A 13,075-nucleotide genomic window follows, 5' to 3' on the forward strand; every position below is an offset into this window, starting at 1 on the left:
TTTTTATAATTTTTTATTATATTTTTTCGGATTTGTCTAATTTATAATGTGTTCATATTTTTTTATTGTTATTTTTTTCTGATTTGTCTAAGTTGTTATTGTGTTCATATTTTTTTTTTTATTGTTTTTCATTCTTTTTTTCTTATTTAAAATCATAAAATTTTTTTATTTTTTTATTTTGGAGTTTAACATTCTATTAAATTTAAAATAAGGTAAGATTATTAAGTTATGGTCCTGTAAGTAAGTGCTTGCAGTCGAAAATATTTAAATGTCTTTTATTAGAAATATAATATCACAGAAAGAAAGGTTATTTCTTTAAATATGAGGGATGAACAAAATGATAAAAAGGTATGATTACTTAAGAAATATCCTTTTAGTTATGGTTTGTTTTTGTTTTATATTTGCTATGTCTTCTGCATGTGTTGCAAGTGATGTTGACAATGGAACAGTATGTTATGAAAATTCTATTAAAGCAAGAACAAACTATAATGAAAGGGGATTGGACTCAGAAACATTAATGGATGAATATTCCATTGATGCAAACACAATTGATACTGAAATAGAAATTGGTGATGTAAGAAATAATGGTGATAAGTCTAATGCTAATATGCTTAATGCCAATGGGTTTGGTGCTAATGGGCTTAATTCTAATGGGCTTAATTCTAATGGGCTTGATGCTAATGAGCTTAATGTTATTAAGTTTAATGCTGATAAAACTAATTTAAAAAGTAATAATGCTATTGGAACTTATGATGATTTTGTAACTTTTTTTAGGAATTTAACTCCAGGTAGCGTTATTGAATTGGATAAGGATTATAATTTCTCTTCTAAAAATTATAAGCCTCTTGTTTTAGATGTTGATGATCTTTTAATTAATGGTAATAATCATACAATCTACGGTAACAGCCATGATTCAAGGATATTCAATATAACTGCTGATGGTGTGTTAATTACTGATTTGTGTTTTAGAAATTTGGATTTTACTTTTGAAAACACAGAATCTTTTATAGATAAAGGAAGTTATGTTCTTGGTTATAATGGTGCTTACAGTCCTGTTACAGTTTGTGGAGATTATAATGAGATAAGTTCTTGCAAGTTCATTGGGACTGGGGCTGTTAATGGAGGAGCAATCTTTTGGAGTGGAGATATGGGAAAAATCGATTCCTGTGTATTTTTAAATTGTACTGCAAAAGCTTTTGGTGGTGCGATTTATATGAGAGGATTCCATAATACGGTCATTGATTCCATATTTTATAAAAGCATTAGTGAATTGTCTCAAGATGCAATCTATTTCGCAAGTGATCGTAAAAAGATTACTATAAAAAATTGTATTGTTGATAACTCTACTGGTATGTTTGATGCTAAGGCAGCAAATTTTGATTCTGAATTATTCCATTATTCCTACATGTCCAAGGTGGCAGATAAGGAGATTGAACTAAATCATTTATTATATTATTCAATGCTTGATGGGGGCATACATTACTTGGATAAGGACACTTGGTATTACAGTGAATATTACAACGATTCAATGGATTTTATTCTTACTGTTTTTAGAAACATCACTAGCGATGGAATAACCTATTCAAAAGGATATCATTTCAACAATGTGCATAATATAAATGATATATTTTCTTTAGGGCTTAACAACAGCTTTTACTTGGATATTGGCATTGTAAAAAACGTGTATGTATATGATATTGATAGCTATAGATCCGCGATAAAAACCACTTTCAATTCTTTGGATTCTATTAAGATATATTGAAGAGGATGGTTCATACAATATTCGAAGCAAAGCATTGGATATTTTTCTTTCCAAGAAACTAACAATTGTTTGTAGGGATACAATAAAACCATCTTCATTAGGCTTTGATTCTGTCAATATTGTAGGTAATGGTGGAACCATTAGAACCAGCTCTAGTGATAGGGATGAAAATACCTGGTTAAAATTAGATAAATCTGTGACTTTCTCTGCAAGCAACTTGACTGTTAGCGGATTTAACACTAGTGGAAAACTTACAAGGAACCTGCATTTTCAGCCGTGTAAATTTCACTGACAATCATAAGAAATACTATCTGAAAGGGACTGGGGCGCTGCAATACTTAATCTAGGTACTGTTTTATGCTTTAACTGTCATTTTGAAAACAATAGGGCACATCATGGTGGTGCAATATTTAATCAAGGATTTTTGGACTTGGAGAACTGTTCATTTGTAAACAACCATGCAGAAAAATTGGGAGATGATATCTGTGTTTCAGATGGAGGTCAATTAATAACTGAAAATGAGGGGGAAAATAATAGGATTGGCAAAGATATTTCAGATTCTGGCATAGATTGTTTTGCTCCTGCCCAAGGTGGTCCGTTCAATATTGCCTTTGTTGAAAGTATTTCTGAATCAGATATTGGAAATATTCAAACAGCGTGCATTGTTGGAAGTTTCGTTGTAGGTATGATTGCAGGATCATAACCTGTAACCCTGTTGCAGGTGCTGCTTTAGGCGGTGCTTTAGGTGCTACTATCGGTGTTGGTGGGACTGTATATGTATTTACTAATAGTTTTGATTATAGATTAAATAGATTCGCCCATGCTTTTATTTTGATTGGAGGATCAACAGTAGCAGGAATATGGGGAGGAATCATTGGAGGTTTAATAGGCTATATGTTAGAACCTGAACCGTTTGTTCCACTTGAGGAAGTACCTGGAGCTGAATTTGATTTTGAGGCAGTAGAAGTGGGAGTTAGAGGTCCTGGTAGTGAGTTAGCTGATGAATTTTCTGTGTATGAAGGTATCATATTGTCATAGCCTGTAACTGTACAAGAATTTTGATAGGGATTGAGGCGCTGAGATGCTTAATATAAGCGTTTCTTTCGCTAATTCATTTTTTTGATTTTTGATTTAATCAACAAATTTTAGATGCTATTTTTATTTTAATTAATGTTCTCTTTCGCTAATTTTTTTTTGGAAAATAAACTTTTTATTTCCCATTCTTTTTTTTGATTGTTTGCCTTAAATTTGAAAATTATAATTCATTTATTAAATTTTTTGGATATTTGATTGAATGAACAAAGTTTACATGCTATTTTTATAATTCATTTATTAAATTTTTTGGATATTTGATTAAAATCAACAAATTTTACCTGCTATTTTTATTATATTCTTAAATATATAAATATAAATATTGATTAATATTATAATTTATATAAGGAAAACTTTAATGGTGAAAACTATGAAAAATAAAATAATCATTTTGCCATTATTATTATTCATTGTTTTTATATTTATCTTTTCTGTTGTTAGTGCTGCAGAATGCTCTATAAACGATGTGGGGGATGATAATAATGCAAATCTTATTTTAAACACATATGGGGAAGAAAATTTAGTTGGTGCTAATGATGATGTAAATAATTTTAATGAGATGGTATTAGATAGCACTAATGATGATAAAGATTTTTTATATGAAGAAAATATTGATGTTATTTCTGATGAAAGGATTAATGGGGAGTCAATATTAGAAGAGAATGTTGATGTTTTTTCTGATGAAAGGATTAATGGGGAGTCAATATTAGAGGAAAATGTTGATGTTTTTTCTGATGAAATGATTAATGGGGAGTCAATATTAGAGGAAAATATTGATGTTATTTCTGATGAAGGCATTAATGAAAAGTCAATATTAAAAGAAGGTGGAGCAAAATCATTTTCTGATTTAAATAATCTTATTATGGCAACACTGATTCCATTATTTATTTGGAAGATGATTATAAATATGATTCAAATACTGATTCTAACTATGCTAACGGTATTTTAATTAATCGTAATTTGGAAATTCATGGGGGAGGCCATACAATAAATGGATCAGATCTTGCCTCCGTATTTTATCAATATAGCAATACCTTTAATATTTACTTATATGATATTAATTTTGTAGATTGTCATGGTTTTTCCAGAAGTACTGTTCAACGTCTGACTGCAGCTATAAACTGTACATTCATTAGATGTAAATCCGGATTTGGTGGCGTCCTCTATTCTTGTGATGCGATTAACTGTACTTTCATTAACAACAGTGCTAGCGATTTTGGTGGAGCTATGGTATATGGTAATGCAATTAACTGTACATTCCTAAACAATGCTGGTTTTCATAGCTCAACATATCATGTTGATGCGTATGCTTGCTATTTCAATGATTATCATTTGGATGATGATTATTTTAATGCATTCATTTACGGTTGTGCAACAGCTTGTATTTTTGAAAATGACTGTTATGGGGAAGAGGTTACTATTATTCCAGGTGCAATATCCGCTCGCAATTTTAAAACTTTATATGATTCCAGCGAAAAAATGTATTTTGACATAATTGCCGATTATAAAAAATATGACGGCATAAATGTTACAATTGATGTTTATTCAAGATCAGGTTCTTTGGTTCGCACTTATCATGGCTTAACTGGTGCAGATAATGGTTGTCTTATTGATTTGGACCCGGGCAAGTATACTGCAACTTTACATTCAGATTGTGCAGGGATTGCTGATGCTAATATAACCATATCAGTTTACCTCTCTTTTCCTATAATCTCTGCCCCTGATGTCATTACAACTGATGGCAGTGATGAAACATTTTTGATTACCGTGGTGAATGAAGATAATCGACCTATAGAAAATGGCTCTGTAAAAATTGTTTTCAATGGTGACCTTGCTAATTATACTGTAAACTGTGCCACTGATGCAAATGGAGAAATCCAGGTGCCAATTAAGGAATTTGTTCCTGGCGTCTAACATGTTGATATTTACTTTTTGGAAAGTGACTATTATGAAGAGGGATATAATACCTCTACAGTTTTCATTAAATATTTTTCTGAAATAACTTATGATTATATGTATGATGATTACCATGCTATTGCTCATCAAGAGGCCCTTGTTAATTTCACTTTGCATTATTTGTATCAAGGGGAAATGAATCCATGTCCTAATGAAACATTGAATATTTTGATTCAAGAGGAGGATGGAAAGGTAATACTTAATACTACAGCAATAACTGATTCTGAGGGAAAGGCATCTGTTTCATTCACTCCACTTAGCATCAAAAATTTAATTGTCACTGCTTCATTTGATGGAAATCCTGAGGAAAACAGGTACAATGCCACAGAAAATGAATTTAATGTTCATGTTTTTCCTATTGAAACCAAGATGAATATAAGTGTTGAAAATACTCTTATTGATTATAGGCCAAACATTTCAGTAAATCTCACAGATATTAATGATAATGCTGTTGTTGGCGGCAAAATTATTTTAAGCTTTGATGATGGCACTGATCCTATTGAAATTCTTATAGATGGAAACCGCACTGTTTATGAAGCGAAATATTACAATGCAAATATTGCTAAGGATGTTAATGTCACAGCCACTTTTGTTCCAGAGCCTAATGATGGTTATTATGGGGTAAACTGTTCATATAAGTTTAAGGTGGAAAAATTGCCTAGTTCATTTTCCCGAGTAGGGTCTAGTCAAGTTATTGCCCATACTTTTAATTCTGTCCATATCCGGCTTGAAAATCTTAGGGAAAGAATTTCCAATCAAGAAGTATTTGTCTCCCTTGTTGATGAATTCGGCAATGTTTTGATTGACAACGAAAGTCGTTTCACTGATGGTTACGGTATGTTTTCTATTGATATTATTCCTCAAAACGGTGGACATATTATATTTACTTGTAGATTTGATGGAAATGACAGGTCCAATCCTAATGTAACCAACATTGATATTCCGGTTAGTTCCATTGGAGTTTTATTAAATGTCTCTGCTGAAGATACTGAGGTTTATGCTACTTCAAGAATTGCTGTTGATATTAGGGACAGAATTGGAAATGCTGTAAATGGCTCTGTTGTTTTAAGCTTTGATGATGGCACTCCTGATGTTAGCCTTGAACTTAACGGCACAACAAAAAGGGTTGAATATGTTTATGACAATGCCAATATGTCTAAGGATGTTGCTGTCACTGCATCATTCATTCCTGCAGAAAATTCAGGATATGACATTTCCAACAATGTAACCAGTTTTAATGTTGCTTTGACCAAATCATACATCGCAGTTGAAAATGATGTCTTTAAGGTTCATCAAGAAGGATATGTCCTTATGACATTATATTATTATGTTCTCGATACTGTGTCTCCAATTCCTAACGAATTATTGGGAGTCATAATTACTGATGAACTTGGAAACGAATTGCTTGATTCTGAAGTATTAACTGATTCAGAAGGAATGGTAAAAGTTACATTCACTCCGATTACTGACTCTAAAGTATTTGTCAATATTTCCTATACTGATGAAAAAAATAGGTACAAACCAACTAAAATATTTTTTGACAGTAGTGTAGATCCTATGAAAACCACTATGGATATTGGAGTTGAAGGTGCATTCATTAACCACACAGGAACTATTACAGTGAATCTCACTGATATCAATGGCAAAGCGGTTACTGGAGGCAGGATTGTCTTAAGCTTTAGTGATGGCATTGATAGTGTGGAAATCCCTGTTGATGGCAATAGGACTAGCTATTCTGCAGAATTCAAGAATCCGGATAGTGTTAAGGATCTAACAGTAACTGCTACCTTTGTTCCTTCTGTAAATAGCGGTTACATAGGTGTCAATAAGAATTATAACTTTATTGTAGACAAAATTAAAACAATGATTTCAGCAGATAACATCACTGTTCCATATGGTGAAGAGAATTACTTTGAAGTTAGTTTAAAAGATATAGATGGCAATCCATTAAGTGGTTTGAACTTATCTGCATTTGTGATTGACTTTGAAGACTACATTACTGATGCTGATGGAAAAATCCTTATCCCAACTAAGGATTTAGAGGCTTACACCTATTATGCATATATTGCTTTTGCTGGAAATGATGTCTATGAAGCTTCAAGTGCAATTTCAACAATAGCTGTTGTAAATGTCAAGCCTGATACATTTATTGACACTGTAGTTACCGTTACAGTTACAAACATTTCCTATGGTGATGTTGAAGTCATAAGCTTCACTTTAAATGATGTAAATGGCAATCCATTAACTGGAAAGATCAATGTAACTGTTGGAGATAAGACTGAAGAAGCAAATGTCACAAACGGTCATGGGTCAATTGAGATTAAGAACCTAAGTGCAGACACTTACCCTGTTGTAGCTGATTTCCAAGGAAATAAAACACATGGGGCATCAATGGCCACTAATTACTTTGTTGTCTCTAGAAATGCAACTAAAATCATATTTGAGAATATGGATACAACTGCAGTTGCTCCAAGTGATGGAAAAAGCGGAGAATGGTTTTACTTCACATTAAAGGATGCAAATGGAAGACCTTTAGCAAACACTCCAATGCAAATAGGATTTAATGGTGTAATATATACCTATGAGAAGGATGGAATCTGTACCGATGAAAATGGAACTGCAAAGCTTCAAATCAATCTTGGATACAGGGGAGACTACACATTTGCAATATGCTACTTAGGAGATGAAAACTACAATGCATCATTTGCAGTTGCTAAGATTTCTGTAAAAGAGCAAACTCCTAGTTTAAACGTTCCTAACAGGTCATATGCAGCTACTGCAAAAACCAAGATGCTGACTGCAACATTCAAGACTGAATATGGAAATCCAATTGCGGACAAGTGGGTCACTTTCACAGTAAATGGAAAAATCTACAAGGCAAAAACAAATGCAAATGGTATTGCAAGCGTAAATGTAAGCATTACAAAGAAAGGAACCTATGCTGTTGTAGCTAAATATGCAGGAGACAGTACATTCAATCCTGTCAACAAAACGGCTATATTAAAAATAAGTTAAATTAATTAGGAAAATGGATAGTTTTTAACTATTCATTATATAAAAATGAGTTAAATTTATTAGGAAAATGGAGAGTTTTTACTATTCATTATATAAAAATGAGTTAAATTTATTAGGAAAATGGAGAGTTTTTACTATTCATTATATAAAAATGAGTTAAATTTATTAGGAAAATGGATAGTTTTTAACTATTCATTATATAAAAATGAGTTAAATTTATTAGGAAAATGGATAGTTTTTAACTATTCATAAATTTTTTATATAAATATAAATAAAAAAGTAATTATTTAAAATTTTGAAAGGGGAAAACATGAAAAATGAAAAAATTATCTTTTCATTGTTATTATTTATTATTTGTATTTTTAGCATTTCTGTAGTTAGCGCAGCAGAAGGCTCTGGGGATAATCTTATTGGGGAAGATAGCAATGAAAATATTATTCTAGAAACTAATCTTGAGGAAACTGATGTATCCGTCGATAATAGTGTTCAGGATATGCTTAATGAGAATGTTTTAACAAGTGATAATGAAAAGCTTATTTTAGAGGATAACATTGGTTCTGTTGATGATGAAAGCGCCAATGAAAAGTCAGCGTTAAAAGAAGGTGGAACAAAATCCTTTACTGATTTAAATAGGACTATAAATGGCAATAATGCCTCTGTTATCTATTTGAATGATGATTACTCTTATGACCCTAACACTGATTCTAATTTTAAAAATGGAATTGTACTTAATCGTAATTTGGAAATTCATGGTGGAGACCATACCATAAACGGATCAAATACCGCTAAAGTATTGTGCAAAATAATCCTGATCTTAAGACTTACATATATGGTATTATTTTTGCAGATACTTATAATATGCTATCCCTAAATGGAGAAGGTGGTGCTGTCTCTGATGTAACTGCAGTTATAAACTGCACCTTCATTTCTTGCCATTCAATGCTTGGCGGGGCGATTGCTTATTGTGATGCAATTAACTGTAGATTTATAAACAACTCTGCAGAAGCGGTAGCTGGAGCTATGATGAAAGGTAATGCAACTAACTGTGCCTTTATAAACAATATTGGCTTTGGCGGCTCAACATATGAAGTGAATGCATATGCTTGCGTTTTCACTGACAATGTAGAAGGTGACAGGAGCAATAATATGTATGATGGTTATGCAGCTGCTTGCTATTTTGAAAATAACTGTTATGGAGAGGACGTTATCATCATACCTGCTACAATAAAGGCTCCCAATTTCAAGACTACCTATAATTCTGGCGATAAGCTATTATTTGATGTCATTGCAGATTATAAGAAATATGATGATTTGAACGTTACTGTTGATGTTTATTCAAGAGGCAGACTGATTGGCACTTATCAAGGTTTAAGCGGTGAAAATAATGGTTGTCTTATTGAATTGGATCCTGGCAAATATACCGCAACATTACATGCAGACAGTTATACTGGTGTGTCTAGCACAAATATAAATATAACTGTTTATATGGGATTTCCTATAATATCCGCTCCAGATTTTTATACAACTGTAGATAGCGATGAAACATTTTTCATAAATGTAAAAAATGAAGATGGCCTGCCTATAGTCGATGGTTCTGTAGAAATGGTTTTTAAGGGCAGTCTTGCTAATTATACTGCTGAGAGTACTAGTGATGAAAATGGTGAAATTCGTGTGCCAATTAAAGGATTTCTCCCTGGCACATACCATGTGGATATTCATTTTCTAGAAGACGAGTTTTATGAGGAGGAATACAATACTTCTACAGTTTTCATTATGTATCCTACTAAACTCAATATTGAAGTTGGAGATTTAATTGCTCATCAAGAGGGCAATGCCACTTTTGAATTGTATTATTTAGACAATGAGACATTGAATCCATGCCCTAATGAAACATTGAAAATCTTTATTATTGATGGAGAGGGAAACATATTGCTTAGTGATGTAATATCTCTTAATTCAGAGGGAAAGGCAACTGTTCCAATCACTCCAATCACTAATGCAAACATAAGCTTTTTAGGGGAATTTCTAGGTAATCCTAATGAGAACAAGTATAATGTAACTTTCAATATCACTGAAGCAATTGTTGAGGATATGGGAATCATTATTGATGTGAAAGCTGAAGACATTCTCATTAATCAAACAGCAAGGATTACAGTAAATCTCACTGATATTAATGAGAATCCTGTCATCAATGGAAAGGTTCTTTTAACCTTTGATGATGGCACAGAAGGTGTGGAAATTCCTATTGATGGAAGTGCCACTTTCTTTGAAGTGGAATTTGGCAATACAAGTCTGGCTAAGGATGTTAATGTCACAGCCATTTATCTTCCAAAAAACAAAAGCGGTTATATTACTTCAAACAGTTCATATATCTTTAAAGTGAAAAGAATAGGCACTGCATTGCATGTTGAAAATATCACTGTTCCTTATTTAAGTACTGAAAATTATTCCATATCTCTTATGGATGAATTTGGCATGCCTCTTAGTGGATTAAACTTATATCTCTCCCTTAATGAGGACATATTTGCCATGCCTACTGATAATTATGGTAAAGTGATGTTCAGGATTGGTGATTTTATGCCTAATGCATATCTTGGAACTGTTAGTTTTGGAGGCAATGATGATTATCTCCCTTCTGATGCTAACTTTAAAATAGTTATTGAAAGGCTTAAAACAGATTTGATCATTGAAGCAGATAATCTCTTTGCTCATGATGAGTGCATTGCAAAAATCCATCTTGAAAGTGACCATTCAGCTTTAGCTCATCAAGAAGTATTCGTTACAATTGCCGATGAATTAGGTAATGTATTGCTTGACAGCGAAATCTTTGAAACTGATGAAATGGGTGTTATTAATGTTCCATTCACTCCTATAATCAGTGGCCATATTTACATTACCGGCAGATACGATGGAAAGGATATTTTTGCACCTAATGTAACCAGCAGTGATGTTTTTGTTGGTTCAATAGGGGTATGACTAATACTGTTGGAATAAGAACAGGTATGGAGAGTGATGTTTTTGTTGGTTCAATAGGAGTCCTATTAAATGTCTCTGCTGAAGATACTCTTGTTCATGGCAAATCAAAAATAGTTGTGGATATTGGGGACACTAATGGCAATCCAGTTAATGGATCACTTGTCTTAAGCTTTGATGACGGCACTCCTGATGCTGTCCTTCAACTTAACGGCACTGTAAAAACTGTAGAATATGTCTATGACAATGCCAATATCTCTAAGATTGTCAATGTCACTGCAGCATTCAATTCTACAGAACATGCAGGATATGCTTACTCTGAAAATTCAACTAAGTTTAATGTAGGTAAAGTGAAGACACGGATTGGATTCCAAGCGGATTATCTTAGGGCTCATCAGGAATCTTTTATCATATTCACTTTATATTATATTGGTCGGGATTCTGCAGAGATAATTCAAAACGAATCATTGAAAATCATGATTAATGATGAAATTGGAAACATACTCTTTGATGATGAATTATTGACTGATTCTAATGGAGAGGTAAAGGTAACTTTCACTCCAATTTCTGGTGCTGATTTAAGTATTGCTGCTTCATTTGATGGAGATTCTGAGAAAATGAAGTATAATTCCACTCAAACCATTTTAGAATTAGGCGTAAATGCTATGAGTGCCGACAGTGATATGGATGTTGAAGGAGCATTCATTGACCATAATGGAAACATTACAGTGAATCTTGCAGATGCTAATGGCAATCCAGTAACTGGAGGCAAGCTTGTCTTAAACTTTAGTGATGGCACAGAAAGCATGGAAATTCCTATTGATGGCAGCAGCACCAGTTATTCTTTCGGATTCAACAACACTGATTTTGCAAAGAATGTAACTGTAACTGTAACTTTCATTCCTGAACAAAATAGCGGATATAATGGTTTCCATAAGGATTTCATTTTTATTGTAGATAGAATTAAAACAATGATTGCAGCAGATAACATTTCCGTTCAATATAATGAAGAAAATTATTTGGAAGTTACTTTAAAAGACATGGATAATAAAGCATTAAGTGGTTTAAATTTATCCGTATTTTTGATGAACCTTTCAGATTACATTACTGATGGGGATGGAAAAATATTTATCCCAACTAAGGACTTGGATGTCAATAAGTATTATCTATGGATTGATTTTAAGGGAAATGAGATGTATCAGCCTTCAAGAGCAGTAGCATCAATAAATGTTGAAGATGTCGTCCCTGTCCGCTTCATTGACACTGAACTTACTGTAACCGTTACAAACATTTCCTATGGTGATGTGGAAGTCATAAGCTTCACTTTAAGGGATAAAAAAGGGAATCCGTTAACCGGCAAGATCAATGTAACTGTTGGAGAGAGGACTGAAGAAGCAAATGTCACTAATGGTGAAGGTTCAATTGAGATTAGGAACTTAAGTGCAGACACTTATCCTGTTGTAGCTAATTTCCAAGGAAATGCAACTCATGGAGCATCAGTTGGCACAAATTACTTCAAAGTATCCAGAAATGGAACCCAAATCATATTTGAAGATATGAACACTACTGCAGTTGCTCCAAGTGATGGTAAAATTGGAGAATGGTTCTACTTCACTTTAAAGGATGCAAATGGAAGACCTTTGGCAAACACTCCAATGCAAATAGGATTCAATGGTGTTGTCTATACCTATGAGAAGGATGGAATCTGTACCGATGAAAACGGAATCGCTAAGCTTCAAATAAACCTTGGATACAGAGGAGACTACACATTTGCAATATGCTACTTAGGAGATGAAAACTATAAAGCATCATTTGCAGTTGCTAAGATAACTGTAAAAGAGCAAACTCCTACACTGACTGTTCCTGACATGTCATATGCAATTGGCGAAAAAACCAAGACATTAACTGCAACATTCAAGACTGAATATGGAAATCCAATTGCAAATAAGTGGATTACTTTCACAGTTAATGGAAAAATCTACAAAGGCAAAACAAATGAAAATGGTATTGTTAGTGTTAAGATAAGCATTGCAAAGCCAGGAACTTATGCTGTTGTAGCCAATTATGTTGGAGACAGTACTTACAATGCTGTCAATCAAACGGCGATTTTAAATATAATTTAATTGGATTAGGAAAATTGTTGTTTTAAATGGTTATTTTCCTATTTTTTTATTGTTATGAGAGGGTGTCACAAATTTTGAAAAAAAATCTAATTCATGATCCCAATTTTTTTTTTTTAATTTTTTCCAAAATCCAAAAAATTCTTTTTATTTTTTT

9 protein-coding genes and 1 pseudogene are annotated in these 13,075 nt (G+C 32.8%); all 10 read left to right on the forward strand.

Going from position 1 to position 13,075, the window contains the following annotated elements; all coding sequences use genetic code 11:
- Window positions 1–337 precede the first annotated feature (337 nt).
- A complete protein-coding gene (locus QZV12_RS07355) occupies window positions 338–1,762 on the forward strand; it encodes a hypothetical protein (protein WP_295619526.1) in 1,425 nt (474 codons plus the stop codon).
- A gap of 334 nt (window positions 1,763–2,096) precedes the next feature.
- Window positions 2,097–2,180 (forward strand): annotated as a pseudogene (locus QZV12_RS13685) (hypothetical protein); the annotation flags it as partial.
- 12 nt (window positions 2,181–2,192) lie between these two features.
- Window positions 2,193–2,465 (forward strand): hypothetical protein, encoded by a 273-nt coding sequence (locus tag QZV12_RS07360; protein ID WP_295619530.1) that lies wholly within the window; start codon window positions 2,193–2,195, stop codon window positions 2,463–2,465.
- On the forward strand, window positions 2,420–2,800 hold the full coding sequence (locus QZV12_RS07365; RefSeq protein ID WP_295619533.1) for a hypothetical protein: 381 nt from the start codon (window positions 2,420–2,422) through the stop codon (window positions 2,798–2,800). The genes QZV12_RS07360 and QZV12_RS07365 overlap by 46 nt, the downstream gene beginning before the upstream one ends.
- Window positions 2,801–3,224: 424 nt before the next feature.
- A complete protein-coding gene (locus tag QZV12_RS07370) occupies window positions 3,225–3,803 on the forward strand; it encodes a hypothetical protein (protein WP_295619536.1) in 579 nt (192 codons plus the stop codon).
- Window positions 3,743–4,768, forward strand: coding sequence for a hypothetical protein (locus tag QZV12_RS07375; protein WP_295619539.1), 1,026 nt, complete (start codon window positions 3,743–3,745; stop codon window positions 4,766–4,768). The genes QZV12_RS07370 and QZV12_RS07375 overlap by 61 nt, the downstream gene beginning before the upstream one ends.
- A gap of 18 nt (window positions 4,769–4,786) precedes the next feature.
- Window positions 4,787–7,825 (forward strand): Ig-like domain-containing protein, encoded by a 3,039-nt coding sequence (locus QZV12_RS07380; RefSeq protein ID WP_295619542.1) that lies wholly within the window; start codon window positions 4,787–4,789, stop codon window positions 7,823–7,825.
- A gap of 310 nt (window positions 7,826–8,135) precedes the next feature.
- Window positions 8,136–8,696 carry a hypothetical protein gene (locus tag QZV12_RS07385; RefSeq protein ID WP_295619544.1) on the forward strand — a complete coding sequence of 187 codons (561 nt, stop codon included), beginning with the start codon at window positions 8,136–8,138 and terminating at the stop codon, window positions 8,694–8,696.
- Window positions 8,621–10,801 (forward strand): hypothetical protein, encoded by a 2,181-nt coding sequence (locus tag QZV12_RS07390; RefSeq protein ID WP_295619546.1) that lies wholly within the window; start codon window positions 8,621–8,623, stop codon window positions 10,799–10,801. The genes QZV12_RS07385 and QZV12_RS07390 overlap by 76 nt, the downstream gene beginning before the upstream one ends.
- Window positions 10,798–12,921 carry an Ig-like domain-containing protein gene (locus tag QZV12_RS07395; protein ID WP_295619549.1) on the forward strand — a complete coding sequence of 708 codons (2,124 nt, stop codon included), beginning with the start codon at window positions 10,798–10,800 and terminating at the stop codon, window positions 12,919–12,921. Before QZV12_RS07390 ends, QZV12_RS07395 begins: the two co-directional genes overlap by 4 nt.
- Window positions 12,922–13,075: the final 154 nt, after the last annotated feature.

This window comes from uncultured Methanobrevibacter sp., from assembly GCF_902769175.1.
GTDB lineage: Archaea > Methanobacteriota > Methanobacteria > Methanobacteriales > Methanobacteriaceae > Methanobrevibacter.